The sequence below is a fragment of the Pantoea sp. R13S299 genome (assembly GCF_048515925.1).
In the GTDB taxonomy this organism is placed as follows: Bacteria; Pseudomonadota; Gammaproteobacteria; order Enterobacterales; family Enterobacteriaceae; genus Pantoea.
Genome location: NZ_JBLYEF010000001.1, coordinates 1933602 through 1959508, shown reverse-complemented (window position 1 = coordinate 1959508; position 25907 = coordinate 1933602). Strand labels below are relative to the sequence as shown.

22 protein-coding genes are annotated in these 25907 nt (G+C 54.3%); 18 read left to right on the top strand and 4 right to left on the bottom strand.

Annotated elements, in window-relative coordinates; all coding sequences use genetic code 11:
* Positions 1 to 26 precede the first annotated feature (26 nt).
* Positions 27 to 551 carry an NUDIX hydrolase YfcD gene (gene yfcD / locus ACN1CO_RS09305; RefSeq protein WP_003854255.1) on the top strand — a complete coding sequence of 175 codons (525 nt, stop codon included), beginning with the start codon at positions 27 to 29 and terminating at the stop codon, positions 549 to 551.
* 109 nt (positions 552 to 660) lie between these two features.
* Here the strand turns inward: yfcD and pta are convergent, their stop codons facing one another.
* Both pta and ackA read right to left on the bottom strand, forming a co-directional pair.
* Positions 661 to 2790, bottom strand: coding sequence for a phosphate acetyltransferase (gene pta, locus ACN1CO_RS09300; RefSeq protein WP_033743374.1), 2130 nt, complete (start codon positions 2788 to 2790; stop codon positions 661 to 663).
* Positions 2791 to 2876: 86 nt separating this feature from the next.
* Positions 2877 to 4079 carry an acetate kinase gene (gene ackA, locus ACN1CO_RS09295; RefSeq protein ID WP_419138706.1) on the bottom strand — a complete coding sequence of 401 codons (1203 nt, stop codon included), beginning with the start codon at positions 4077 to 4079 and terminating at the stop codon, positions 2877 to 2879.
* A 337-nt stretch (positions 4080 to 4416) separates the two neighbouring features.
* Here ackA and yfbV point away from each other — a divergent pair, with 337 nt between their 5' ends.
* The 3 genes from yfbV to ACN1CO_RS09280 all read left to right on the top strand — a co-directional run bounded on the left by yfbV (position 4417) and on the right by ACN1CO_RS09280 (position 6182).
* Complete coding sequence (gene yfbV, locus ACN1CO_RS09290) at positions 4417 to 4869, top strand: terminus macrodomain insulation protein YfbV (RefSeq protein ID WP_419138705.1); 453 nt, start codon at positions 4417 to 4419, stop codon at positions 4867 to 4869.
* 145 nt (positions 4870 to 5014) lie between these two features.
* The gene (locus ACN1CO_RS09285) at positions 5015 to 5509 is read left to right on the top strand and encodes a YfbU family protein (RefSeq protein ID WP_419139006.1); all 495 of its coding nucleotides are present in this window, start codon (positions 5015 to 5017) and stop codon (positions 5507 to 5509) included.
* 13 nt (positions 5510 to 5522) lie between these two features.
* Complete coding sequence (locus tag ACN1CO_RS09280; protein ID WP_419138704.1) at positions 5523 to 6182, top strand: sugar phosphatase; 660 nt, start codon at positions 5523 to 5525, stop codon at positions 6180 to 6182.
* Between the two features lie 29 nt (positions 6183 to 6211).
* Here ACN1CO_RS09280 and yfbR read toward each other — a convergent pair whose 3' ends face one another.
* Together yfbR and ACN1CO_RS09270 are read right to left on the bottom strand one after the other, a co-directional pair.
* Positions 6212 to 6811 carry a 5'-deoxynucleotidase gene (gene yfbR / locus ACN1CO_RS09275; protein WP_419138703.1) on the bottom strand — a complete coding sequence of 200 codons (600 nt, stop codon included), beginning with the start codon at positions 6809 to 6811 and terminating at the stop codon, positions 6212 to 6214.
* A 69-nt stretch (positions 6812 to 6880) separates the two neighbouring features.
* Positions 6881 to 8098 carry a pyridoxal phosphate-dependent aminotransferase gene (locus ACN1CO_RS09270; RefSeq protein WP_419138702.1) on the bottom strand — a complete coding sequence of 406 codons (1218 nt, stop codon included), beginning with the start codon at positions 8096 to 8098 and terminating at the stop codon, positions 6881 to 6883.
* Positions 8099 to 9060: 962 nt separating this feature from the next.
* Between ACN1CO_RS09270 and lrhA the strand changes: the two genes are divergently transcribed.
* The 14 genes from lrhA (at position 9061) to nuoN (ending at position 25788) form a co-directional block, all read left to right on the top strand.
* A complete protein-coding gene (gene lrhA / locus ACN1CO_RS09265; protein ID WP_013358575.1) occupies positions 9061 to 9984 on the top strand; it encodes a transcriptional regulator LrhA in 924 nt (307 codons plus the stop codon).
* A gap of 641 nt (positions 9985 to 10625) precedes the next feature.
* Positions 10626 to 11069 carry an NADH-quinone oxidoreductase subunit A gene (locus ACN1CO_RS09260; protein WP_003854246.1) on the top strand — a complete coding sequence of 148 codons (444 nt, stop codon included), beginning with the start codon at positions 10626 to 10628 and terminating at the stop codon, positions 11067 to 11069.
* Between the two features lie 15 nt (positions 11070 to 11084).
* Positions 11085 to 11762: a NuoB/complex I 20 kDa subunit family protein gene (locus tag ACN1CO_RS09255; protein ID WP_003854245.1), complete on the top strand. Its 678-nt coding sequence runs from the start codon at positions 11085 to 11087 to the stop codon at positions 11760 to 11762.
* Between the two features lie 113 nt (positions 11763 to 11875).
* On the top strand, positions 11876 to 13675 hold the full coding sequence (nuoC, locus tag ACN1CO_RS09250) for an NADH-quinone oxidoreductase subunit C/D (RefSeq protein ID WP_419138701.1): 1800 nt from the start codon (positions 11876 to 11878) through the stop codon (positions 13673 to 13675).
* A gap of 2 nt (positions 13676 to 13677) precedes the next feature.
* Positions 13678 to 14193 carry an NADH-quinone oxidoreductase subunit NuoE gene (gene nuoE, locus ACN1CO_RS09245; RefSeq protein ID WP_010258066.1) on the top strand — a complete coding sequence of 172 codons (516 nt, stop codon included), beginning with the start codon at positions 13678 to 13680 and terminating at the stop codon, positions 14191 to 14193.
* A 2-nt stretch (positions 14194 to 14195) separates the two neighbouring features.
* Positions 14196 to 15536, top strand: a complete 1341-nt coding sequence (gene nuoF, locus ACN1CO_RS09240) for an NADH-quinone oxidoreductase subunit NuoF (protein WP_029519446.1) — start codon at positions 14196 to 14198, stop codon at positions 15534 to 15536.
* 112 nt (positions 15537 to 15648) lie between these two features.
* The gene (nuoG, locus tag ACN1CO_RS09235) at positions 15649 to 18372 is read left to right on the top strand and encodes an NADH-quinone oxidoreductase subunit NuoG (protein WP_022625073.1); all 2724 of its coding nucleotides are present in this window, start codon (positions 15649 to 15651) and stop codon (positions 18370 to 18372) included.
* Positions 18369 to 19346 (top strand): NADH-quinone oxidoreductase subunit NuoH, encoded by a 978-nt coding sequence (gene nuoH, locus ACN1CO_RS09230; protein ID WP_003854240.1) that lies wholly within the window; start codon positions 18369 to 18371, stop codon positions 19344 to 19346. Before nuoG ends, nuoH begins: the two co-directional genes overlap by 4 nt.
* A gap of 11 nt (positions 19347 to 19357) precedes the next feature.
* On the top strand, positions 19358 to 19900 hold the full coding sequence (gene nuoI / locus ACN1CO_RS09225; RefSeq protein ID WP_003854239.1) for an NADH-quinone oxidoreductase subunit NuoI: 543 nt from the start codon (positions 19358 to 19360) through the stop codon (positions 19898 to 19900).
* Positions 19901 to 19910: 10 nt separating this feature from the next.
* The gene (nuoJ, locus tag ACN1CO_RS09220; protein WP_003854237.1) at positions 19911 to 20462 is read left to right on the top strand and encodes an NADH-quinone oxidoreductase subunit J; all 552 of its coding nucleotides are present in this window, start codon (positions 19911 to 19913) and stop codon (positions 20460 to 20462) included.
* On the top strand, positions 20459 to 20761 hold the full coding sequence (nuoK, locus tag ACN1CO_RS09215) for an NADH-quinone oxidoreductase subunit NuoK (RefSeq protein ID WP_003854236.1): 303 nt from the start codon (positions 20459 to 20461) through the stop codon (positions 20759 to 20761). Before nuoJ ends, nuoK begins: the two co-directional genes overlap by 4 nt.
* A complete protein-coding gene (gene nuoL / locus ACN1CO_RS09210) occupies positions 20758 to 22593 on the top strand; it encodes an NADH-quinone oxidoreductase subunit L (RefSeq protein ID WP_419138700.1) in 1836 nt (611 codons plus the stop codon). Before nuoK ends, nuoL begins: the two co-directional genes overlap by 4 nt.
* A gap of 210 nt (positions 22594 to 22803) precedes the next feature.
* The gene (gene nuoM / locus ACN1CO_RS09205) at positions 22804 to 24324 is read left to right on the top strand and encodes an NADH-quinone oxidoreductase subunit M (protein WP_010258081.1); all 1521 of its coding nucleotides are present in this window, start codon (positions 22804 to 22806) and stop codon (positions 24322 to 24324) included.
* A gap of 6 nt (positions 24325 to 24330) precedes the next feature.
* Positions 24331 to 25788 (top strand): NADH-quinone oxidoreductase subunit NuoN, encoded by a 1458-nt coding sequence (gene nuoN, locus ACN1CO_RS09200; protein WP_003854230.1) that lies wholly within the window; start codon positions 24331 to 24333, stop codon positions 25786 to 25788.
* The last annotated feature ends 119 nt before the right edge of the window (positions 25789 to 25907 follow it).

Here is a 25907-nt window from a genome sequence, read left to right as displayed (position 1 = left end):
GTACGCCAAACAGGAAAGGGTTACGGATGGTGGATCAAACTGCGGGTGACGGCATCGAGTGGGTCGATATCGTAAACGAAGAGAATGAAGTCGTTGCTCAGGCGACACGTGCGCAGATGCGTGCTCAGTGCCTGCGTCACCGCGCCACCTATATCGTGGTTCATGACGGTATGGGCAAGATTCTGGTACAGCGTCGCACCGAGATAAAAGATTTTATGCCGGGCAAACTGGACGCCACTGCGGGCGGCGTGGTGCAGAGCGGTGAAGATATGCTGGAATCTGCGCGACGTGAAGCGGAAGAGGAGTTAGGGATTGCTGCCGTGCCGTTTGCTGAGCATGGCAAATTCTACTTTGAAGATCAGCATTGTCGTGTCTGGGGCGGTCTGTTCAGTTGCGTGTCACACGGCCCATTCGCCATGCAGGAATCAGAAGTCGATGAGATTATCTGGATGACGCCCGATGAGATCACCGCACGCTGTGATGAATTTACGGACGATTCATTAAAAGCGCTCTCCCTGTGGATGAGCCGCAACGGCGATAACCGGGCCTGATTCCGGCCGCTTTAATGCGTTTGACTGACCCGCGTTAAAGCGAACCGCATTGTTACCGGCGAAAAAAAGGCATGCTCTGGGGCATGCCTTTTTCGTTCCTGCCAGACGCTTAGCCTTCAGCCTGCTGAGACTGAATGGCGGTCAGGGCGATGGTGTAGACGATATCATCAACCAGCGCACCACGTGACAGATCGTTGACCGGCTTGCGCATACCCTGCAGCATCGGTCCGATTGAGATCAGATCGGCTGAACGCTGAACCGCTTTGTAGGTGGTGTTACCGGTGTTCAGATCCGGGAAGATAAACACGGTAGCGCGACCCGCAACCTGTGAGTTTGGCGCTTTCGATTTCGCGACATCTTCCATGATCGCGGCGTCATATTGCAGCGGACCATCAATCACCAGATCAGGACGTTTCTCCTGCGCAATACGCGTTGCTTCACGCACTTTCTCAACGTCGCTACCTGCACCTGACGTGCCGGTAGAGTAGGAGATCATCGCAACACGCGGATCGATACCAAAGGCGCTGGCAGAATCGGCTGACTGGATAGCGATCTCAGCCAGCTGCTCAGCGGTTGGATCCGGGTTGATGGCGCAGTCACCGTAGACCAGCACCTGTTCCGGCAGCAGCATAAAGAACACCGATGAAACCAGTGAGCTGTTAGGCGCGGTTTTGATCAGCTGCAGTGGCGGACGAATGGTGTTGGCGGTGGTGTGAACCGCACCTGAAACCAGGCCATCCACTTCGCCGCTTTCCAGCATCATGGTGCCGAGCACCACGTTGTCTTCCAGCTGTTCCTGGGCGACCACTTCGGTCATGCCTTTGCTCTTACGCAGCTCAACCAGACGCGGCACGTAGTTTTCACGCACCTGTTCCGGGTCAACAATCTCGACGCCTTTGCCCAGTACGACACCCTGAGCCGCAGCGACACGCTGGATCTCATCCGGATTGCCTAACAGTACGCAGGTGGCGATACCGCGTTCAGCACAGATCGAGGCCGCTTTAACCGTACGCGGCTCATCACCCTCTGGAAGTACGACGCGTTTGCCCGCTTTACGCGCCAGCTCAGTCAGCTGATAGCGGAAGGCGGGTGGTGACAGGCGACGGCTGCGCTCTGAAGTGGCGGTCAGTGACTCGATCCACTCCGCATTAATGTAGCTGGCGACATATTCCTGCACTTTCTCGATGCGCTGCGTATCGTCAGCAGGCACTTCCAGATTAAAGCTCTGCAGGCTCAGGGAGGTCTGCCAGGTATTGGTTTTCACCATAAACACCGGCAGGCCGGTCTGGAAGGCGCGGTCGCAGAGACGGGCGATGCGATCGTCGATCTCATAGTTACCGGTCAGCAGGATGGCGCCAATCTCAATGCCATTCATCGCAGCCAGACAGGCGGCGACCAGCACATCAGGACGGTCTGCGGAGGTCACCAGCAGGGAACCTGGACGGAAATGCTCCAGCATGTGCGGGATACTGCGGGCGCAGAAGGTGACGGATTTAACCCGGCGGGTCTGAATCTCACCTTCGTTGATGATGCGCGCATCCAGGTGGCGGCACATATCGATTGCGCGGGTGGCGATCAGATCAAAGCTCCACGGCACGCAGCCCAGCACCGGCAGCGGGCTGTCTGAGAACAGCTGCTTAGGATCGATATTGGCGATGCTGGCTTTTGACGAGTCATCGAAGATTTCTGACAGGTCAGGGCGGGTACGTCCCTGGTCATCGACCGGCGCGTTGAGTTTGTTGATAATTACGCCAGTGATATTTTTGTTCTTCTGACCACCGAAGCTGCTCTGAGTCAGTTCAATGCGCTCTTTCAGCTGTGCCGGAGAGTCATTGCCCAGCGCCATCACGAAGACGATTTCCGCGTTCAGGGTTTTGGCGATTTCATAGTTCAGCGCGTTGGCGAACTGATGCTTACGGGTCGGAACCAGACCTTCAACCAGTACCACTTCAGCATCCTGGGTGTTGGCGTGGTAACGTGAGATGATCTCTTCCATCAGCACATCCTGCTGGTTTGAGCCCAGCAGTGACTCAACACGTGACATCTGCAGCGGTTCAGCGGCAGGAATCGAGGAGTTCTTACGGATGATGGTGGTGGTTTGATCCGGGGTATCGCCGCCGCTACGCGGCTGAGCAATCGGCTTGAAGACGCTGAGACGAACGCCTTTGCGCTCCATGGCGCGGATAACGCCGAGGCTGACGCTGGTCAGGCCGACGCTGGTGCCGGTCGGAATGAGCATAATTGTACGTGACACGTTTGAACCTCTCAGTAATTGCAGGGTGTCAGAAACAACTCCGTCAGCCTGAGCTGACGGAGAGAAGTGTTTTACGCAGTCAGACGCGCGGCGTCCTGGGCGATGACCAGCTCTTCGTTGGTCGGAATCACCAGCGCCGGGCGGGTGCCTTCTTTATTGATGTAGCCAGACTTGCCGAAACGGGCTGCCAGGTTGCGATCGTGGTCGACTTCAAAGCCCAGCAGCGCCAGTTTTTTCAGTGAGAGCTCGCGCACCATTGCAGCGTTTTCACCGATGCCGCCAGTGAAGATGACTGCGTCAAGACGACCATCCATCAGCGCAGTGTAGCTGCCGATATATTTCGCCAGGCGATGACAGAAGACATCCATTGCGCGCTTCGCATCTTCTTTGGTGGTGTAGTTATCTTCTACGTAGCGGCAGTCGCTGGTGACTTCGGTCAGACCTAACAGGCCAGACTCTTTGGTCAGCAGTTTGTTGATGGCGTCAACGCTCATGCCCAGCGTATCGTGCAGGAAGAAGATAATCGCCGGGTCGATGTCGCCGCTGCGGGTACCCATCACCAGGCCTTCCAGCGGAGTCAGACCCATAGAGGTGTCCACGCACTCGCCGTTACGAATAGCAGAGACCGAACCGCCATTGCCGAGGTGGCAGGTGATGATGTTCAGTGACTCCAGTGGCTTGTTAAGCATTTTGGCCGCTTCGTGCGTGACATAGAAGTGGCTGGTGCCATGCGCGCCATAGCGACGAACGCCATGCTCTTTATACAATTTGTACGGCAGCGCATAGAGATAGGACTCTTCCGGCATTGTCTGATGGAAAGCGGTGTCAAATACCGCGACATTCTTATCCGACAGGTGAGGGAAGTTTTTCATCGCTTCATCAATACCGATCAGATGAGCCGGATTGTGCAGCGGTGCGAAAGAGGAGGCGTCTTTGATGCCCTGTACCACTTCTTCAGTGATAATGACTGACTGAGTCAGCTTCTCGCCGCCATGAACGATACGATGGCCGATTGCAGCAATTTGTGCCGAAAGCTCAGGTTTTTGTGCCAGAATGGATTTAACGATAAAGTTCAGCGCTTCGCTGTGCGCTGCGCCAGCACCCAAAGGCGCTTCCTGTTTTTCGCCTTCCAGCTTCCATTTGATGCGGGCTTCAGGAAGATGGAAACATTCCGCCAGGCCTGACAGGAACTCTTCACCGCTGGCAGGGTTAAGGATGGCAAACTTAAGGGAAGAGCTGCCACAGTTCAGAACCAGAACTAACTTACTCGACATGGAAGTACCTATTTTTTGAGAGTGGCTAAATATAACGCAATCAGACTATCAGCGTAGCCCATGAAAGCTGGTAGATTAATGACAAACATCATGCGGTAGACAGAAATGTCCAATTCCGCAAAAAATTTCAGCAATCTTACGCGAAAATTTTAAGATTGCCTTGTCGAAATATGGCTCAGGCCTCTTCCCAAAGGCGCATTCCGCTTCCGGAGAGGTGTTAAAACGGCGTCAGAATAGCTGGAGTCATCTTTAAAGACAAAAATAATTGAAGGTTGTTACGTAAAGTTGTGTCTTTATAACTATTTTTTAATCTTTGCAGTATTAGTTGAGGTGAGCCATGGCGAATGAATCTGGCAGTACCAATTGGTTTCGGATGTTTCAGCGCGGCCAACACTATATGAAGACCTGGCCTGCTGATAAGCGCCTGGCCCCCGTATTCCCGGAAAACCGGGTTTCATCGGCAACACGTTTTGCCATTCGTTTTATGCCTCCTCTGGCGATTTTTACGCTGACCTGGCAGATCGCGATGGGCGGTCAGTTAGGCCCGGCTGTGGCGACCGCACTGTTTGCCTGCAGCCTGCCGATGCAGGGACTGTGGTGGCTGGGCAAGCGTTCAGTTACGCCACTGCCGCCAACGCTGCTTAACTGGTTTCATGAAGTGCGTACCCGACTGGAAGAAGCAGGGCAGGCGATAGCCCCGGTTGAAGGCAAGCCGACTTATCAGGCCCTGGCCGATGTGCTTAAGCGGGCGTTTAAACAGCTCGACCGCACTTTCCTCGACGATCTCTGACCCATCCCAGGCTGGCGCTAAAATAATTACCGCTAATCTGCGGCCAAATCAAAGAAAGGTGATACGGCGATTTCCGTGTCGCTAACGCTGTGCAATCATTTCTCCATTGTCGATTAACTGAGCGGTCTCTGACCGGGAGTAAATGATGGAAATGACCCATGCACAGCGTTTGATTCTCACCAACCAGTACAAAATGATGGCCATGCTTGAGCCTGAAAATGCTGAACTCTTTCGCCGTTATCAGACCATTATCGAACGCGGCTATGCGCTGCAAATGCGTGAGCTGGACAAAGAGTTTGGCGAACTCAGCGAGGCGATATGCCGGACGGTGATCGATATTATGGAGATGCATCATGCGCTCCACGTCTCCTGGTCGAACCTGAAAGATAAAGGTCAGCTGGAAGAGCGCCGTCTCGCCTTTCTGGGCTTTGATGCGGCAACGGAAGCTCGTTTGCTGGGCTACGTCCGTTTTATGGTCAATACCGAAGGGCGTTATACCCAATTCGATTCCGGCACCCATGGTTTCAACGCACAGACCCCGATGTGGGAAAAGTATCAACGCATGTTAGCTTTGTGGCAGACTTGTCCGCGCCAGTACCATTTAAGTGCAAACGAAATTGCACAAGTCATTAATGCCTGATGAGGAGGAGTGCGTGACCTACAGAGGTTTTCTATTTGATTTAGACGGCACGCTGGTGGATTCACTGCCAGCGGTTGAACGAGCCTGGAGCCAGTGGGGTGCCCGTCATGGCATCGCCGCAGATGAGATCCTGGATTTCATCCATGGCAAACAGGCGATTACCTCTCTGCGTCATTTCATGGCAGGCCAGTCGGAAGAGGCGATTCAGGCAGAGTTTGTGGCGCTGGAGCAGGCTGAAGCGGCGGACACCGACGGTGTGCAGGCGCTGCCAGGTGCCAGTGCTCTGCTGAACCGGCTGAACGAACTGGAGATTCCCTGGGCAATTGTCACCTCAGGCTCGGTGCCGGTCGCGCATGCTCGTCATAAAGCCGCAGGATTACCGAAGCCTGCCGTGTTCATTACCGCTGAGCAGGTGGCGAAAGGCAAACCTGAGCCCGATCCCTATCTGCTTGGCGCGGAGAAGCTGGGATTACCGGCGACGTCTTGCGTGGTAGCAGAAGATGCCCCCGCCGGGATTTTATCTGGCCTGAACGCGGGCTGTACGGTGATTGCTATCAATCCCCCGGCGGAGACGCCGCGGCTGGATGACGTGGCGCTTAAGCTCGACTCACTGGCGTCGCTGGTGGTCACCCGCGAATCTGACGGCAGCTTTACCTTCAGTCAGCAGACTTAAGGAATGGCCCGGCGGCCAGACCGTCGGGCTTACAGTGGCGTATCCTGTGATATTTCATCCAGCGACAGGCTGAAGCTCGGAATGAACACCTCAACGAAGTAATCCATCTCTGGCGAACGCCGCTGCGCCAGAGTCTTTTCCAGCCGCGCTTTGGCCAGTAAAAATTCGTTATTCCCGGCTGACAACTCTTCAAGACACTTAACATAGGCACAGAGCGCATCCGCCTGTTTGACGACGGCCTGCTCCTCTTCGCTATGCAGATGCTCGTCGATCAATGGGCTATAGATAGCCTGAAACTCCTCCGGCAGCATCTCAATCAGCTTTTGCTGGGCAATCTTCTCGATTTTTTTATATTCGTGGGCGATCTGCGCGTTGTAATACTTTACGGGCGTGGGTAAATCGCCGGTGAGCACTTCGCTGGCATCGTGATAAAGGGCCAGCATGGCAATGTGATCGGCGTTAAGCGACCCGTTGAATTTAAGGTTTTTGATCACCGCCAGTGCGTGCGCCACCATGGCGACCTGCAGGCTGTGTTCAGAGACATTTTCGGTGCGCACATTGCGCATCAGCGGCCAGCGATTGATCAGCTTAAGACGGGAGAGGTGAGCAAAGAAGTGGCTTTGTGTCATGAGCGTTCCTGTTGGCAGGCAGGGGAGAGACAGGCTCTCCCCAAATAGCGTCAGTATACGCGGGCAGGATTACTGACGATAGCCTTGCAGGAAACGACCAAATTTATTAATCGCCATCTCCAGATCATCGACGCGAGGCAGCGTAACGATGCGCAGGTGATCGGGCCACGGCCAGTTAAAAGCACTGCCCTGAACCAGCAACACTTTCTCCTGTAACAGGAAATCCAGCACCATCTTCTGATCGTCGAAAATGTTGAATTTTTTGGCATCAATTTTCGGGAACATGTAGAGCGCGCCCTGCGGCTTCACACAGCTGACGCCAGGAATATCGTTAATCAACTCCCATGAGCGCTGGCGCTGTTCGTAGAGACGACCGCCTGGCATGATAAATTCGCTGATGCTCTGATAGCCGCCCAGTGCCGTCTGAATTGCATGCTGCGCCGGTACGTTGGCACACAGGCGCATCGAAGCAAGCATTTCCAGCCCTTCGATATAGCCTTTTGCATGTTTCTTCGGTCCGTTCAGTACCATCCAGCCCTGACGAAAACCGGCCACGCGGTAGGTTTTGGAGAGGCCATTGAATGTCACGGTCAGCAGGTCGGGTGCCAGTGCTGCGATACAGTGGTGCTGTGCGTCGTCGTAGAGGATCTTGTCGTAGATCTCATCGGCGAAAATAATCAGATTATGCTGACGCGCAATTTCAACCACCTCTAACAGCAACTCTTTGCTGTAAACCGCACCGGTAGGGTTATTTGGGTTGATAATCACGATACCGCGGGTACGAGGCGTGATCTTGCTGCGGATATCATCCAGGTCCGGGAACCAGCCTGCTGACTCGTCACACAGATAGTGCACCGCTTTACCGCTGGAGAGGGAAACTGCAGCCGTCCATAACGGATAGTCGGGTGCTGGCACCAGCATTTCATCGCCGCTGTTCAGTAACGCCTGCATCGCCTGAACGATGAGTTCTGAAACACCATTGCCAATGTAGATATCTTCTACCGTGACATCGCGCATATCGCGAGCCTGGTAGTGCTGCATGATCGCCTTACGGGCGGAATAGAGACCTTTAGAGTCACAATAGCCCTGAGAGCTGGGAAGATTACGAATGACATCGACCAGGATCTCATCCGGTGCTTCGAAACCAAACGGCGCCGGATTGCCGATGTTCAGCTTCAGAACTTTATTACCTTCTTCTTCGAGGCGTTTAGCCTCTTTTAATACCGGGCCACGGATGTCATAGCAGACGTTATCGAGTTTTCCGGATTTATCAATTTGAAAAGTCATTGTTACCGCCTTATGGGCAGAATCCTTTTGGCTGCCACAGAAATCGAACCAGCACAATGTACTCTCCTCACGGTCACAAAAGAAGGGTGCCGCCCCGTTTTGGCGGGTTCAACAACTTTTTGCACAGTGCGCAGCGTAAAAAATAATGGTTACAGCCCGGAGTGGTCAATAACTCCATAAATAAGTATTAAGGCAGGATTTTAACTTGTCCAAAGCGCTGCTGATACAACATCTGGCTCTGGCATTATGAAAGCTATCTGGAAGTTATCGCAATGGGACTTTTCTTTGCAGCTGAAATATACCCTTAGAGAAATAGTTAAATGATATTTTATAAATGTTCATTTATTGGACGATTTTATAACCTGTGTAATGATTACGCCTTAACGCTGCTTAAGAGTGCCGTGTTTAAGGCCTTGTGATCGCCGGAAAAGTACCAAAAGAAGCCCTTTATGTGGCACGCAAATCGCAGGATAGTGAGCACTACTTAACACTTCTTCACTAAATTTCAGAACGTTGAAGGATTAAAAAGTGATCAATAATGTGGCATAAGGGTCTGGAAATGCCTTTAACGCAAAATTTACAGCGCTTTTCACAAAATCATTTCCATTTTGAAGTCAAAAATGATTAAGTATAATTTATTATTTAATGCACTAAGCCGCTTCGTCTTGACAGCCCGCAAAGTGCGATTTTTATCCCGCCCGATTCTTTCTGGTGGGAATAAGACAACTACGCAGCTTCCTGCATTTGCGCACCCAGCGCCATCGGTTCAGAAGTTGTATCTGTCTTGACTAGCGTTGTGACCCCTTCCGGTGAGTCAACAGTGCAGGTTCCATATAAAATTTTTTTTGTGTCAGTCTTCACACAGGACTGTCATTAAGCACCATTACTGCTTATCACTTTGATAAGCTTGTAATAACACCAGGGTAGTAGTTCGTAAAAATCTTATAAGTGAAGAAAAAAACATGACTAATGCAAATCGTCCGATACTGAATCTCGACCTCGATCTGCTGAGAACCTTCGTTGCCGTTGCGGATTTGAATACCTTTGCAGCTGCCGCTGCAGCGGTCTGCAGAACCCAGTCAGCAGTCAGTCAGCAGATGCAGCGTCTGGAGCAATTGGTAGGTAAAGAGCTGTTTGCCAGACATGGACGTAATAAGCTGTTAACAGAGCACGGGATCCAGCTTTTAGGCTATGCCAGAAAAATTCTTCGTTTTAACGACGAAGCCTGCACATCTCTGATGTACAGCAACATTCAGGGCGTGCTGACCATTGGTGCCTCTGATGACACCTCTGACACTATTCTGCCGTTCCTGTTAAACCGTGTGACCTCGGTTTATCCGAAACTGGCAATCGATGTGCGGGTTAAACGTAATCCATTTATGATGGAAATGCTCAATCAGGGTGAAGTGGACCTGGTTGTGACCACGTCCAGCCCGGGTAATTTCACCTATCAGGTCCTGCGTACCTCACCAACATTGTGGTACTGCGCAGCGGACTACATCTTCCAGCGCGGCGAAGCCATTCCATTGGTGCTGCTGGATGAGCCAAGTCCTTATCGTGATATGGCCATTGATCATCTTAACGAAGCCGGCATTCCGTGGCGTATCTCTTACGTCGCTTCCACACTGGCTGCAGTGCGAGCCGCAGTGAAAGCGGGTCTGGGCGTAACTGCCCGTCCGGTAGAGATGATGAGTCCGGAACTGCGTGTTATGGGTGCCGCTGAAGGCTTGCCGGTTCTGCCAGATACTCAGTATCTGTTGTGCCGTAATCCTGACAGCGATAATGAGCTGGCACTGGCTATCTTCAATGCCATGCAGTCCACCAATGATCCGTATAACCTGAGCAACAATCCAGACGGTACATTGCTGCTGGATGACGAAGAGTAATTTCGCTAACGTGTTGTACTCAACACCTGCGCTGTTGCCTTAACAAACGCTTATAAATAAGCCTCTCATTCCCTGAACAGAACGAGAGGCTTTTTTTATCTCTGACACTTTACAGTCGTTTCCCGCCTGCCCCCTCTTCCTGATGTAAAACCCTCACTGCATTTCACTCGTCCACGCACTGAAATTTTCCATCCAGATGAATGAACCATCTGTTCCGGATTGTGGTTTGAGGTGGAGGAATTTAACGCAAAAAGGACAAAAGTGTGCTCTGGATCAAGAAAATACCCCTGGTAAGGGGAAGGAAAACAGAGTCATACCTGTCAAAATATGTTTGTTAAATGCACGATCCATGCGTGTGAATACCCGCTACACTAAAATTAACCCTACAGACTGAAGCGATTTAGCTGGAAAGCGGGGCATCATTTGTTAATAATATGATGCAGGTGTGAAATAATGTTTGGATACTTTTGTCAAAGTTGACAAAAGGTTATAGAAAGGAGTAAAAAACCCCATTAAATAGCTGTTTATTACCTGATAACAGCGTCATTTAAAAGGTTTTTACCCCTTCCCTTGAATCGATGTGGTCAGTTTGCTGCGGGAAACGCGTGCAGGATGCCAGCGCCACTTTTGATGAGTAAGCAATGAGTATGTCAACTACCACCGAAATCATCGCTCAGCACTGGGCGTTTATCGTATTTATCGTTATTGCCTTTGGCCTGTGTGCTTTCATGCTGACCGGAGGATGGCTGCTTGGCGGCAGAGCGCGCGCCCGCTATAAAGACACGCCATTCGAATCGGGCATTGAATCCGTTGGTGATACCCATATCCGCCTGTCGGCGAAATTTTATCTGGTTGCGATGTTTTTCGTCATCTTCGACGTCGAAGCCCTCTTTTTATACGCATGGGCGACTTCAATCCGCGAAAGCGGTTGGGTCGGCTTTGTGGAAGCCGCAATTTTCATTTTGGTGCTCCTGGCGGGTCTGGTCTATCTGGTACGCATTGGCGCACTGGACTGGGCTCCAGCTCGCCGTCGCGTAGTGGTGAAAACTACTACGGTCAGCCACACCAATCCTCATAAGCAGTAAAAGAGAGGCAATAAGATGGACTATACGCTCACCCGCATAGACCCGAACGGTGGTGAGAACGACCGTTATCCTCTGCAAAAGCAGGAAATCGTCAGCGATCCGCTGGAGCAGCACGTTCATCGCAGCGTTTACATGGGCAAACTCGAAAATGCCCTGCATGACATGGTGAACTGGGGACGTAAAAACTCCCTCTGGCCGTATAACTTTGGCCTGTCCTGTTGTTACGTTGAGATGACAACATCGTTCACTGCGGTCCACGACGTGGCACGTTTTGGTGCTGAAGTTATGCGCGCCTCGCCACGTCAGGCGGATTTTATGGTTATCGCCGGTACGCCGTTTACCAAAATGGCCCCGGTTATTCAGCGTTTGTACGATCAGATGCTGGAACCAAAATGGGTGATCTCCATGGGTGCCTGCGCCAACTCGGGCGGCATGTATGACATTTACTCGGTAGTGCAGGGCGTTGATAAATTCCTGCCGGTAGACGTCTATATTCCAGGCTGCCCGCCACGTCCTGAAGCCTACATGCAGGCACTGCTGCTGTTGCAGGAGTCGATCGGCAAAGAGCGCCGTCCGCTTTCATGGGTTGTCGGCGACCAGGGCGTTTACCGCGCCAACATGCCTTCAGAGCGTGAAAGAAAACGCGGCGAGCGCATCGCAGTCACAAACCTGCGCAGCCCGGACGAAGTTTAAAACCGTATGGATGGAAAACAGCGCCTGCAGCAGAACATCACAATTTAATGCATGGCCCCATCCTGACGCCTTCATTTGAGTGCCTGAGACCAGGCCGGAATGGTGAGTAACGTATGACAGATTTGACCACGCAAGATCTCGCTCAGCCTTCATGGCAAACCCGTGATCACCTTGATGACCCGGTGATCGGCGAGTTGCGTAACCGTTTTGGGCCGGATGCCTTCACTGTACAGCCAACCCGCACCGGCATTCCGGTGGTCTGGGTAAAGCGTGAACAGATACTGGAAATTACCGAGTTCCTGCGTAAATTACCCAAGCCTTACGTCATGCTGTATGACCTGCATGGCGTGGATGAGCGTTTACGTACCCACCGTGCAGGCCTGCCTGCGGCGGATTTTTCCGTTTTCTACCACCTGCTGTCGATTGAACGCAACCGCGACATCATGCTCAAGGTGGCACTCTCTGAAAACGATATGCATCTGCCTACCATTACCCGTCTTTTCCCGAATGCCAACTGGTATGAGCGTGAAACGTGGGAGATGTTTGGTATCACTTTTGATGGTCACCCGCACCTGACGCGCATCATGATGCCGTCGACCTGGGAAGGCCATCCGCTGCGTAAAGATTACCCGGCGCGCGCCACCGAATTCGATCCTTTCACGCTGACCAAGCAGAAAGAAGATTTAGAGATGGAGGCGCTGACCTTTAAGCCTGAAGACTGGGGCATGAAGCGCAGCACCACCAACGAAGACTTCATGTTCCTGAACCTCGGGCCTAACCACCCGTCAGCGCACGGTGCGTTTCGCATTATTCTGCAACTGGATGGTGAAGAGATTGTCGACTGCGTGCCTGACATCGGTTATCACCATCGTGGTGCCGAAAAGATGGGCGAGCGTCAGTCATGGCATAGCTACATTCCTTACACTGACCGTATCGAGTATCTCGGCGGCTGCGTAAACGAAATGCCTTACGTACTGGCGGTGGAAAAACTGGCCGGTATCGTGGTGCCCGATCGCGTTAACGTGATCCGCGTGATGCTCTCCGAGCTGTTCCGCATTAACAGCCATCTGCTCTATATCTCGACCTTTATTCAGGACGTCGGTGCCATGACACCGGTGTTCTTTGCCTTTACCGATCGCCAGAAAATCTATGACGTGGTTGAAGCCATTACCGGTTTCCGTATGCATCCGGCCTGGTTCCGCATCGGCGGTGTGGCGCATGACCTGCCGCGTGGCTGGGAACGTCTGCTGCGTGACTTCCTGGACTGGATGCCGAAGCGCCTGAAAGAATATGACAAAGCCGCACTGCGTAACACCGTGCTGATTGGTCGTTCTAAAGGCGTTGCTGCGTATAACATGGAAGAGGCGCTGGCGTGGGGCACCACCGGTGCCGGCCTGCGTGCAACGGGTCTCGACTTTGACGTGCGTAAATGGCGCCCCTATTCAGGCTACGAGAACTTCGATTTCGAAATCCCGGTCGGCGACGGCATCAGCGATGCTTACAGCCGTGTCCAGCTGAAGATGGAAGAGATGTGGCAGTCGCTGCGTATTCTTGAGCAGTGTCTCAACAACATGCCAGAGGGTCCGTTTAAAGCGGATCATCCGCTGACCACGCCGCCACCGAAAGAGCGCACGCTGCAGCACATTGAAACGCTGATCACGCACTTCCTGCAGGTTTCGTGGGGGCCGGTGATGCCAGCCAATGAGTCGTTCCAGATGATTGAAGCGACGAAAGGGATCAACAGCTACTACCTGACCAGCGATGGCAGCACCATGAGCTACCGCACCCGCGTGCGTACGCCGAGCTTCCCGCATCTGCAGCAGATTCCTTCAGTAATCCGTGGCAGCCTGGTATCCGACCTGATCGTATATCTGGGTAGTATCGATTTTGTTATGTCAGACGTGGACCGCTAATTATGCACGATCAACACATTGCCATTAAAACGATCGACCCTAACGAGGTCTTCGTGCTGAGCGCGGAAGAGCATCACGCCATTGAGCACGAAAAACACCACTATGAAGATGCGCGTGCAGCCTCGATTGAAGCGCTGAAGATCGTGCAGAAACAGCGCGGATGGGTGCCGGACGGCGCCATCAATGCGATTGCCGAGGTACTGGGTATCCCGGCGAGTGATGTTGAAGGTGTGGCGACATTTTACAGCCAGATCTTCCGTCAGCCGGTTGGCCGTCATGTGATCCGTTACTGTGACAGCGTGGTCTGTCATATCACCGGTTATCAGGGCATCCAGTCAGCACTGGAACAGCAACTGAATATCAAACCGGGTCAGACCACTGCCGATGGCCGCTTTACACTGCTGCCAACCTGCTGTCTGGGTAACTGCGATAAGGGGCCAACGATGATGGTGGATGAAGACACGCATGTGCATCTGACGCCGGAAGGCATCCCTGGTTTGCTGGAGCAGTATCAATGACAATTAAACAGATCATTCGCACTGCAGAAACCCATCCGCTGACCTGGCGGATGCGTGACGACAAGCAACCTGTCTGGCTTGACGAATATCGCAGTAAAAACGGCTATGCCGGTGCGGAAAAAGCGCTGAAAAGCATGTCGCAGGATGAAATCGTTGCGGCAGTCAAAGATTCAGGCCTGAAAGGGCGCGGCGGTGCGGGCTTCTCCACCGGGCTGAAGTGGAGCCTGATGCCAAAAGATGAGTCGATGAATATCCGTTACCTGCTGTGTAACGCCGATGAGATGGAGCCGGGCACCTATAAAGACCGCCTGCTGATGGAGCAGATGCCTCACCAGCTGGTGGAAGGAATGCTGATCAGCGCCTTTGCGCTGAAGGCTTACCGTGGCTATATCTTCTTACGTGGCGAATACATTGAAGCCGCGGTGCATCTGCGTCGTGCGATTGCTGAAGCGACGGAAGCGGGCTATATCGGTAAAAATATTCTCGGTACCGGCTTCGACTTTGAGTTGATTGTCCACACCGGCGCAGGTCGTTATATCTGCGGCGAAGAGACGGCACTGATTAACTCACTGGAAGGCCGTCGTGCCAATCCGCGTTCGAAACCGCCATTCCCGGCGAGTGCGGGCGCGTGGGGCAAACCGACCTGCGTGAACAACGTGGAAACCCTCTCCAACGTTCCGGCGATTCTGGCCAACGGCGTGGAGTGGTACAAAAACATCTCTAAAAGCGAAGATGCCGGTACCAAAATGATGGGCTTCTCCGGACGGGTTAAAAATCCCGGCGTCTGGGAGCTGCCATTTGGTATCACCGCACGTGAAATCCTTGAAGATTATGCGGGCGGTATGCGTGACGGACTGAAGTTCAAAGCCTGGCAGCCCGGCGGGGCAGGGACTGACTTCCTGACCGATCAGCACCTGGATCTACCCATGGAATTTGCCAGCATCGGCAAAGCGGGCAGCCGTCTGGGTACGGCGCTGGCGATGGCGGTCGATCACGAGATCAACATGGTCTCGCTGGTGCGTAACCTGGAAGAGTTCTTTGCCCGTGAGTCGTGCGGCTGGTGTACACCGTGTCGCGATGGCCTGCCATGGAGCGTAAAAATTCTGCGTGCGCTGGAGCAGAAGCAGGGACAGCCAGGGGATATTGAAACCCTGCTGCAACTCTGCCGTCAGCTTGGCCCGGGTAAAACCTTCTGTGCGCATGCGCCGGGTGCGGTTGAGCCACTGCAGAGTGCGATTAAATATTTCCGTGAAGAGTTTGAAGCCGGCATGGCACCGCAGGTGTTTGGCAATACCCGCGCCATTGGCGGGATCCAGCCAAACCTGCTGAAAGCGCGCTGGTAATTCGCCGAAGAACACAGAACAGGCCTGGTGCCGCCGCCCCGACAATGTCGTGCGTCGGGGCAAGAATATGATTAACGCTCGTCTCTGACGAGCCTTACGGAAGCATGTCACTATGGCTACAATTCATGTAGACGGTAAAGAGTATGATGTGAACGGAGCGGACAACCTGCTACAGGCATGTCTCTCTCTGGGCCTTGATATTCCTTACTTTTGCTGGCATCCGGCGCTGGGAAGCGTTGGGGCCTGCCGCCAGTGTGCGGTAAAGCAATTCCAGAATGCCGAAGATACCCGCGGCCGTCTTGTCATGTCCTGCATGACGCCGGCCTCTGACGGCACATTCATCTCCATCGATGATGGCGAAGCGAAAGAGTTCCGCGAAAGCGTGGTGGAGTGGCTGATGACCAACCACCCGCACGACTGTCCGGTGTGTGAAGAGGGCGGTAACTGTCACCTGCAGGATATGACAGTAATGACCGGCCACAGCTTCCGCCGCTATCGCTTCACCAAACGTACCCACCGTAATCAGGATCTCGGCCCGTTCATCTCCCATGAGATGAACCGCTGTATCGCCTGTTACCGCTGCGTGCGTTACTACAAAGATTATGCCGATGGCAAGGATCTGGGTGTCTACGGCGCACACGACAACGTCTACTTCGGTCGTCCGGAAGATGGCACGCTGGAGAGCGAATTCTCCGGTAACCTGGTTGAAATCTGCCCGACCGGCGTCTTCACCGATAAAACGCACTCCGAACGCTATAACCGTAAATGGGATATGCAGTTTGCGCCGAGCATCTGCCAGCAGTGCAGTGTGGGCTGTAACACCAGCCCGGGTGAGCGTTATGGTGAGTTACGCCGTATCGAAAACCGTTATAACGGCACCGTAAACCACTATTTCCTGTGTGACCGTGGCCGCTTTGGCTATGGCTACGTGAACCGCAAAGATCGCCCACGCCAGCCGATGCTGCTACGCGGCAACGACTGGGTGACGCTGAACGCAGAGCAGGCGGTCAATGCCGGTGCAGATTTGCTGCGTCAGGCGAAAAAAGTGATCGGTATCGGCTCGCCGCGCGCCAGCATTGAAAGTAACTTCGCGCTGCGTGAACTGGTCGGTGCAGAGAACTTCTCTACCGGCATGCCAGCGGGCGAGCAGGCCCGGCTTGAACTGATGCTGAAAATCCTGCGTGAGGGCGGTATCTATACGCCATCGCTGCGTGAAATTGAAAGCTACGATGCGGTGCTGGTGCTGGGCGAAGATCTGACCCAGGTGGGCGCACGCGTGGCGCTGTCAGTGCGTCAGGCCGTGAAAGGCAAAGCGCGCGACATGGCTGCCGCTCAGAAAGTGGCAGACTGGCAGATCGCCGCGATCCTGAACATCGGTCAGAATGCGAAACATCCGCTGTTTATCACCAACGTCGATGAAACCCGTCTGGATGATATCGCGGCATGGAGCTATCGCGCACCGGTTGAAGATCAGGCGCGTCTCGGTTTCGCTATCGCCAGTGCGCTGGATGAAACCGCTCCGGCGGTGACCGATTTCGACAGCAAACTGAACGGCAAAATGGATGTCATCGTGCAGGCGCTGGCCGGCGCGAAAAAACCGTTAATTATTTCCGGGACCCATTCCGGCAGCAGCGCGATGATCGAAGCGGCTGCCAACGTGGCCAAAGCGCTCAAAGCGCGCGGTGCCGACGTCGGGATTACGCTGCTGGCGGGACACGCCAACAGCGTGGGTCTTGGCCTGATGGGCGGCAATCCTCTGGAAAGCGCGCTGGAGCAACTGAGCAACGGTGAAGCCGATGCGCTGGTGGTACTGGAAAATGACCTCTATCGCCATGCACCGAAAGCGCTGGTTGATGCGGCGCTGGCCCAGACCACTAACGTGATTGTGGTTGATCATCAGCGCACCGCGACGCTTGAGAAAGCGGGTCTGGTGTTATCAACCGCCAGCTTCGCCGAAAGTGATGGCACCTCGATCAACCATGAAGGCCGCGCACAGCGTTTCTTCCAGGTTTACGATCCTTCTTACTATGACAACAACGTAGTGATGCTGGAGAGCTGGCGCTGGCTGCATTCGCTGCACAGCACGCTGGAAAGCCGTCACGTCGACTGGACGCAGCTGGACCACGTGATCGATGCGGTGGTCAGTCATCTGCCACAGCTGGCCGGAATCAAGGATGCGGCACCGGATGCCAGCTTCCGTATTCGTGGACAGAAACTGTCGCGTTCACCGCACCGTGCCAGTGGCCGTACCGCGGCGCGCGCCAATATCAGCGTGCACGAACCGCGTCAGCCGCAGGATCAGGACACGATGTTCGCCTTCTCAATGGAAGGGAACAACCAGCCAGGCGCACCGCGTTCGCAGATTCCGTTTGCCTGGGCACCGGGCTGGAACTCACCGCAGGCGTGGAACAAGTTCCAGGTTGAAGTGGGCGGCAAACTGCGTAATGGCGATCCGGGTGTACGGCTGTTTGAAGCCAGCGCAGCCAGTCTGCCCTGGTTCAGCAACGTTCCGGCGGCATTCGTCAGTGAAGCGCAGTGGCGCGTGGCCCCTCTCTACCAGCTGTTTGGTAGCGAAGAGATGTCACAGCGTTCACCGGTCTTCCAGCAGCGTATGGCACCGCCTGCACTGGTGATTAACCCGGAAGATGCAGCGAAGCTGGGCGTCAACAATGGCGCGGCGGTTGAGTTCATCTGTGCCGGTGAGACAGTGCGTCTGCCGGTCCGTTTCTCGGCGTCACTGCAGGCGGGACAGATTGGTCTGCCGCTGGGCATGCCGGGCGTTCCGCCATTCCTGGCGAACGGTAAAATCGACACTCTGCAGGAGGCGGCGCAATGAGCTGGTTAACACCGGACGTTATCGACATTCTGCTGGCCATTGTTAAAGCCATCGTGATTCTGCTGGTGGTTGTGGCCTGCGGCGCGTTCATGAGCTTCGCCGAGCGTCGTCTGCTCGGCCTGTTCCAGAACCGTTACGGACCAAACCGCGTAGGCTGGGGCGGCTCGCTCCAGCTGGTAGCGGACATGATCAAAATGTTCTTTAAAGAGGACTGGGTTCCGCCGTTTACCGACCGCTTTATCTTTACCCTTGCGCCGGTTATCGCCTTTGTTTCACTGCTGCTGGCCTTTGCTATCGTGCCGGTTTCGCCAACCTGGATGGTGACAGACCTGAATATCGGTCTGCTGTTCTTCCTGATGATGGCGGGCCTTGCGGTCTACGCGGTGCTGTTTGCCGGCTGGTCGAGTAATAACAAATACTCGCTGCTGGGCGCGATGCGCGCCTCGGCGCAGACCCTGAGCTACGAAGTGTTCCTGGGTCTGTCGCTGATGGGTGTGGTGGCGCAGGCGGGCTCGTTCAACATGAACGATATCGTCAACAGCCAGACGCATCTGTGGAACATCATTCCCCAGTTCTTCGGTTTCGTGACCTTCTGTATTGCTGGCGTGGCGGTGTGTCACCGTCATCCGTTTGACCAGCCAGAAGCGGAGCAGGAACTGGCGGACGGTTATCACATTGAATATGCCGGTATGAAGTTCGGCCTGTTCTTTGTCGGCGAGTATGTGGCGATTACCACCGTTTCAGCGCTGATCGTAACGCTGTTCTTTGGTGGCTGGCATGGACCTTTCCTGCCGCCGTTCATCTGGTTCGCTCTGAAAACGGCGTTCTTTATGATGATGTTCATCCTGATTCGTGCTGCGCTTCCGCGTCCACGCTACGACCAGGTGTTGTCATTCGGCTGGAAAGTGTGTCTGCCGTTGACGCTGTTGAACCTGCTGGCGACTGCCGCAGTGATTCTCTACACAGCGCCGTAAGGGGTTAACAAATGACTTTGAAAGATATTGTCGTAGGCTTTGGCACGACAGTTCGCAGTATCTGGCTGATCGGCCTGCACGCCTTCGCCAAACGTGAAACTCAGATGTATCCGGAAGAGCCGGTTTATCTGCCACCACGCTATCGTGGCCGTATCGTGTTAACCCGCGATCCGGATGGTCAGGAGCGTTGCGTCGCCTGTAACCTGTGTGCGGTTGCCTGTCCTGTAGGCTGTATTTCACTGCAGAAAGCCGAAACCAAAGATGGCCGCTGGTACCCGGAGTTCTTCCGTATCAACTTCTCACGCTGCATTTTCTGCGGCATGTGTGAAGAAGCCTGCCCGACCACGGCGATTCAGCTGACCCCCGATTTCGAACTGGGTGAGTTTAAGCGTCAGGATCTGGTGTATGAAAAGGACGATCTGCTGATTTCGGGACCGGGTAAATATCCGGAGTACAACTTCTACCGCATGGCAGGTATGGCGATTGACGGTAAAGATAAGGGCGAAGCGGAAAACGAAGCTAAGCCTATCGACGTCAAAGGCTTATTACCTTAAGGAGCAAGGCATGGAATTTGCGTTTTATCTTTGCGGACTGGTGGCGGTGCTGACGACGTTGCGCGTCATTACCCACACTAATCCGGTACATGCGTTGCTGTACCTGATCGTTTCGCTGTTATCGATTGCGGGCGTCTTCTTCTCGATGGGTGCCTATTTTGCTGGTGCGCTGGAGATTATCGTTTATGCCGGTGCCATCATGGTGCTGTTCGTCTTCGTGGTCATGATGCTGAACCTGGGCAAACAGACTGAGAAGCAGGAGCGTGAATGGCTCAGCCCGTCACTGTGGATTGGTCCGGGAATCGTTTCATTGCTGCTGCTGGTCGTGATGATCTACGCCATCCTGACGGCGAATGACCAGGGCATTGATGGCACCATCATCGACGCCAAAGCGGTCGGCATCAGCCTGTTTGGTCCTTATGTACTGGCGGTTGAACTGGCCTCTATGCTGCTGCTGGCGGGTCTGGTCGTGGCGTTCCATATCGGTCGCGAAGAGCGCCAGGGCGAAGTCCTGAGTAACCGTAATGCTGACGCCGCTCAGGTGAAAAAGGAGAACGCATGATCCCGTTACAACATGGATTGATTCTTGCTGCCGTGCTGTTTGTCCTCGGACTGACGTCGCTGGTGATACGCCGCAATCTGCTGTTTATGCTGATCGGCCTTGAAATCATGATCAACGCCGCCGCCTTAGCCCTGGTGGTTGCCGGGAGCTATTGGGGTCAGGCCGATGGACAGGTGATGTATATCCTGGCGATCAGCCTGGCGGCAGCGGAAGCCAGTATTGGTCTGGCACTGCTGCTTCAGCTCTATCGTCGTCGTCAGACGCTGAACATTGATACTGTGAGCGAGATGCGCGGATGAATCTTCTCTATTTAACTGTCTTATTTCCGCTGATCGGCTTTTTGCTGTTAGCGTTTTCCCGCGGTCGCTGGTCTGAAAACCTGTCGGCCACGGTAGGTATGGGATCGGTGGGTCTGGCAGCACTGACGACGGCAATGATCGGTTTCGAGTTCTTCGCCAGTGGTCAGCAAGCTTACACCCAGTCACTCTGGACCTGGATGCATGTCGGCAACTTCGACATGAAGGTGAACCTGACGCTGGATGGCCTGTCGCTGACCATGCTGTCGGTCGTGACAGGGGTCGGCTTCTTCATTCATATGTTCGCCTCCTGGTACATGCGTGGAGAAGAGGGCTACTCCCGCTTCTTCGCCTATACCAACCTGTTTATCGCCAGCATGGTCGTTCTGGTGCTGGCCGATAACCTGATGCTGATGTATCTGGGCTGGGAAGGGGTAGGGCTTTGCTCTTATCTGCTGATCGGTTTCTACTACAGCAATCCGGAAAACGGCAAAGCGGCGATGAAAGCCTTCATCATTACCCGCGTGGGCGACGTCTTCCTGGCATTCGGCCTGTTCATTCTCTACAACGAGCTGGGCACGCTGAACTTCCGCGAGATGATGGAACTGGCACCGGCGCACTTTGCCGCAGACAACCATATGCTGCAGTGGGCAACGCTGATGCTGCTGGGTGGCGCGGTCGGTAAATCGGCACAGCTGCCGTTACAGACCTGGCTGGCAGATGCGATGGCCGGTCCGACACCTGTTTCAGCACTGATCCACGCCGCGACCATGGTGACGGCGGGTGTTTACCTGATTGCCCGCAGCCACGGTCTCTTCCTGCTGACGCCGGAAGTGCTGCATCTGGTCGGCATCATCGGGGCAATTACCCTGGTGCTGGCAGGCTTTGCCGCGCTGGTACAGACCGACATCAAACGTGTTCTCGCTTACTCCACCATGAGCCAGATTGGCTACATGTTCCTGGCGCTGGGTGTTCAGGCGTGGGATGCGGCGATTTTCCATCTGATGACGCACGCCTTCTTTAAAGCGTTACTGTTCCTCTCATCAGGTTCAGTCATTCTGGCCTGCCATCACGAACAGAACATCTTCAAAATGGGTGGCCTGCGTAAGAGCATTCCGCTGGTCTACACCTGCTTCCTGGTCGGTGGCGCGGCGCTGGCGGCACTGCCGCTGATTACGGCGGGCTTCTACAGTAAAGATGAGATTCTGTTTGGCGCACTGGCTAACGGTCACATCAATCTGATGGTTGCGGGTCTGGTGGGGGCGTTCCTGACCTCCATCTACACCTTCCGCATGATCTTCATCGTGTTCCACGGCGAAGAGAAAATTCATGCGCATGCCGGTAAAGGCATTACCCATCATCTGCCGCTGATTGTGCTGCTGCTGCTTTCCACCTTCATTGGTGCGCTGATTACGCCACCGCTGGCGGGTGTACTGCCAGCCAATGAGTTTGGTGAAGCGGGCAAAGTGGGACTGGAAATCACCTCGGGCGTCGTAGCGATTGTCGGCATTCTGATCGCTGCCGCGCTGTGGCTGGGCAAACGTGAGCTGGTTACCCGTATCGCAAACAGCGCACCAGGCCGCTTCTTCGGCACCTGGTGGTTTGCGGCCTGGGGCTTCGACTGGCTCTACGATAAAGTGTTCGTCAAACCCTATCTGGGTATTGCGTGGCTGCTGAAGCGCGACCCACTGAATGGCCTGATGAACCTGCCTGCGCTGCTGTCACGCATTGCCAACAAAGGCCTGGTGGTCAGTGAGAATGGCTACCTGCGCTGGTACGTGGCGTCAATGAGCCTCGGTGCCGTACTGGTGCTGGCTCTGCTGCTGGTGATTTAAAGATTGATGAGCGGGGCAGATTAGCTAATCTGCCCATTGAGAATGTCAAAAATTGTCCTGAGCAAGGGCGTTATCGTCGCGGCCAGTTTGGTTACCGCCAGCGCACAGCAACCGGAGCATACCGAGGTATGTGAGGATTGCGAGCACTGCCGGGAATCAAAATGGCAAGTAAGATAGCCCGAACTAAGACAAAGAAAAGGGAAGTGTGCCGTGTTATTACCTTGGCTAATTATCATACCCTTCGTCGGCGGTCTGATCTGCTGGCTCACTGAGCGCCTTGGCGCGAAGGTGCCACGCTGGATCGCGCTGATCACCATGGGGCTGACGTTGGCGCTTTCGCTGCAACTCTGGTTGCAGGGAGGCTATTCACTGACGCAGGCAGCGGGCATTCCGCAGTGGCAGTCAAGTTTCTCCGTTCCGTGGATCCCACGCTTCGGCATCAGCTTCCATTTAGCCATCGATGGCCTCTCGCTGCTGATGGTGGTGCTGACCGGTCTGCTCGGTCTGATGGCGGTGCTCTGTTCATGGAATGAGATCTCTAAGTATCAGGGCTTCTTCCATCTGAACCTGATGTGGATCCTGGGCGGCGTAATCGGTGTGTTCCTCTCCATCGACCTGTTCCTGTTCTTCTTCTTCTGGGAAATGATGCTGGTGCCGATGTACTTCCTCATCGCGCTCTGGGGTCATAAAGCATCAGACGGTAAAACCCGTATTTCCGCTGCGACCAAATTCTTCATCTATACCCAGGCTTCGGGTCTGGTGATGCTGATTGCGATTCTGGGCCTGGTGTTTGTCCACTACAACGCGACCGGCGTCTGGACATTCAACTACGAACAGCTGTTACAGACACCCATGTCGAGCGGTGTTGAATATCTGCTGATGCTGGGCTTCTTTATCGCCTTTGCAGTGAAGATGCCGGTAGTACCGTTGCACGGCTGGCTGCCGGATGCGCACAGTCAGGCGCCAACGGCCGGTTCTGTTGACCTGGCGGGTATCCTGCTGAAAACCGCGGCTTATGGCTTACTGCGTTTCAGTCTGCCGCTGTTCCCGAACGCGTCAGCCGAGTTTGCGCCAATCGCGATGTGGTTAGGCATCATCGGTATCTTCTACGGTGCCTGGATGGCCTTCTCGCAGACCGATATCAAGCGTCTGATTGCTTACACCTCGATTTCTCACATGGGCTTTGTGCTGATTGCCATCTACACCGGCAGCCAGCTGGCGTTGCAGGGTGCGGTGATTCAGATGATTGCGCACGGTCTGTCCGCTGCAGCACTCTTCATTCTGTGTGGTCAGCTATATGAGCGTCTGCATACCCGTGATATGCGTCAGATGGGTGGCCTGTGGTCGCGCATCAAATGGATTCCAGGTCTGTCGCTGTTCTTTGCTGTCGCCAACCTCGGTATGCCAGGCACCGGTAACTTCGTCGGCGAATTTATGATTCTGACCGGCAGCTTCCAGGTGGTGCCGATGATTATCATCATCGCGACCTTTGGTCTGGTGTTCGCCTCGATTTACTCGCTGGTGATGATGCAGCGCGCTTACTATGGCGAAGCGAAATCGAAAGATCCGCTGCCAGGCATGTCACCGCGTGAGTTTATGACCATCGGTGTTCTGGTGGTGCTGCTGGTGCTGCTGGGCGTCTATCCACAGCCGATTCTGGATACTTCGCACGCTGCCATGAGCAATATTCAGCAGTGGTTTACCGCTTCAATTTCAACTACAAGGCCGTAATTCGCCATGACAATAACTCCTCACCAATTGATTGCGTTGCTACCGCTGTTAATCGTCGGATTGACGGTGGTGGTTGTGATGCTGTCCATTGCCTGGCGACGCAACCACTTCGTTAACGCCACGCTAACGGTAGTTGGCCTGAACCTGGCGCTGCTCTCGCTCTACTTTGTCGGTCAGGTCGGGGCGATGGATGTCACGCCGCTGCTGCGCGTCGATGGCTATTCGATGTTCTATACCGCGCTGGTGATGCTGGCGAGTCTGGCAACCTGTACCTTTGCCTATCCATGGCTGGCGGGTTACCCGGACAACAAAGATGAGTTCTATCTGCTGGTGCTGATTGCGGCCCTCGGTGGCATCGTGCTGGCCAGTGCTAATCATCTGGCCTCGCTGTTCATCGGCATTGAGCTGCTGTCGCTGCCGCTGTTTGGTCTGATTGGCTACGCTTTCCGCCAGAAACGTTCGCTGGAAGCGGCGCTGAAATACACCATTCTTTCTGCGGCGGCCTCATCGTTCCTGCTGTTTGGTATCGCGCTGATCTACGCCGACTCCGGTAACCTGAGCTTCGTTGCGCTGGGCCAGAGCCTGACTGATAGCATGATCCACGAGCCACTGCTGCTGGTGGGTCTGGGCATGATGATTATCGGTCTGGGCTTCAAGCTCTCTCTGGTTCCGTTCCACCTCTGGACGCCCGATGTGTATCAGGGTGCGCCTGCGCCGGTTTCAACCTTCCTGGCCACTGCCAGCAAGATTGCGATCTTCGGTGTTATCATGCGTCTGTTTATGTACGCACCGGTGACCGACAGCGAAGCGGTACGCACCGTGCTGGCCATGATCGCCTTCGTGTCGATTCTGTTCGGTAACCTGATGGCGATTTCTCAGAGCAACATCAAGCGTCTGCTGGGTTACTCCTCTATCGCCCACCTCGGTTATCTGCTGGTGGCGCTGATTGCGGTGAAAGATCATCAGCTGTCGCTGGAAACCTCAGGCGTTTACCTGGCCGGTTATCTATTCAGCAGCCTGGGAGCCTTTGGTGTGGTGAGTCTGATGTCCAGCCCGTATCGTGGCCCGGATGCTGATTCGCTCTACTCTTATCGTGGTCTGTTCTGGCATCGTCCTATCCTGTCAGCTGTGATGACGGTGATGATGCTGTCGCTGGCGGGTATCCCGATGACGCTGGGCTTTATCGGTAAATTCTACGTGATCGCTTCAGGTGTGAGTGCGCACCTGTGGTGGCTGACCGGTGCTGTGGTCGCGGGTAGTGCGATTGGCCTCTACTACTATCTGCGCGTGACGGTAAGTCTTTACCTCAGCCCGCCGGAACTGCATACCCGTGATACCCCGGCTAACTGGGCATTTACGGCCGGTGGTGTGGTCGTCCTGATCTCTGCCATTCTGGTGCTGCTGTTAGGTGTCTACCCGCAGCCGCTGATCAGACTGGTGCAGATGGCTCAGCCACTGATGTAAGCAGATGACTGCAATTGATGAATCAGGCCTTCGGGCCTGATTTTTTTTGCCTGTCAGACGAGGTCAGCAACAGGTGCTGGCGATACCGCGCTGATGTAGAGTGTTTTGTTTAGCAAGGA

Excerpts from the sequence above, each read along its gene's own strand:
- ACN1CO_RS09285 (WP_419139006.1), top strand. The coding sequence starts at position 5,015 with ATGGAAATGACCCATGCACAGCGTTTGATTCTCACCAACCAGTACAAA.
- ACN1CO_RS09260 (WP_003854246.1), top strand. The coding sequence starts at position 10,626 with ATGAGTATGTCAACTACCACCGAAATCATCGCTCAGCACTGGGCGTTT.
- ACN1CO_RS09270 (WP_419138702.1), bottom strand. The coding sequence starts at position 8,098 with ATGACTTTTCAAATTGATAAATCCGGAAAACTCGATAACGTCTGCTAT.
- nuoH (WP_003854240.1), top strand. The coding sequence starts at position 18,369 with ATGAGCTGGTTAACACCGGACGTTATCGACATTCTGCTGGCCATTGTT.
- ACN1CO_RS09255 (WP_003854245.1), top strand. The coding sequence starts at position 11,085 with ATGGACTATACGCTCACCCGCATAGACCCGAACGGTGGTGAGAACGAC.
- nuoL (WP_419138700.1), top strand. The coding sequence starts at position 20,758 with ATGAATCTTCTCTATTTAACTGTCTTATTTCCGCTGATCGGCTTTTTG.
- nuoG (WP_022625073.1), top strand. The coding sequence starts at position 15,649 with ATGGCTACAATTCATGTAGACGGTAAAGAGTATGATGTGAACGGAGCG.
- yfbR (WP_419138703.1), bottom strand. The coding sequence starts at position 6,811 with ATGACACAAAGCCACTTCTTTGCTCACCTCTCCCGTCTTAAGCTGATC.
- nuoE (WP_010258066.1), top strand. The coding sequence starts at position 13,678 with ATGCACGATCAACACATTGCCATTAAAACGATCGACCCTAACGAGGTC.
- yfcD (WP_003854255.1), top strand. The coding sequence starts at position 27 with ATGGTGGATCAAACTGCGGGTGACGGCATCGAGTGGGTCGATATCGTA.
- yfbV (WP_419138705.1), top strand. The coding sequence starts at position 4,417 with ATGGCGAATGAATCTGGCAGTACCAATTGGTTTCGGATGTTTCAGCGC.
- pta (WP_033743374.1), bottom strand. The coding sequence starts at position 2,790 with ATGCTCATTCCGACCGGCACCAGCGTCGGCCTGACCAGCGTCAGCCTC.
- nuoC (WP_419138701.1), top strand. The coding sequence starts at position 11,876 with ATGACAGATTTGACCACGCAAGATCTCGCTCAGCCTTCATGGCAAACC.
- nuoJ (WP_003854237.1), top strand. The coding sequence starts at position 19,911 with ATGGAATTTGCGTTTTATCTTTGCGGACTGGTGGCGGTGCTGACGACG.
- nuoN (WP_003854230.1), top strand. The coding sequence starts at position 24,331 with ATGACAATAACTCCTCACCAATTGATTGCGTTGCTACCGCTGTTAATC.
- ackA (WP_419138706.1), bottom strand. The coding sequence starts at position 4,079 with ATGTCGAGTAAGTTAGTTCTGGTTCTGAACTGTGGCAGCTCTTCCCTT.
- lrhA (WP_013358575.1), top strand. The coding sequence starts at position 9,061 with ATGACTAATGCAAATCGTCCGATACTGAATCTCGACCTCGATCTGCTG.
- nuoI (WP_003854239.1), top strand. The coding sequence starts at position 19,358 with ATGACTTTGAAAGATATTGTCGTAGGCTTTGGCACGACAGTTCGCAGT.
- nuoK (WP_003854236.1), top strand. The coding sequence starts at position 20,459 with ATGATCCCGTTACAACATGGATTGATTCTTGCTGCCGTGCTGTTTGTC.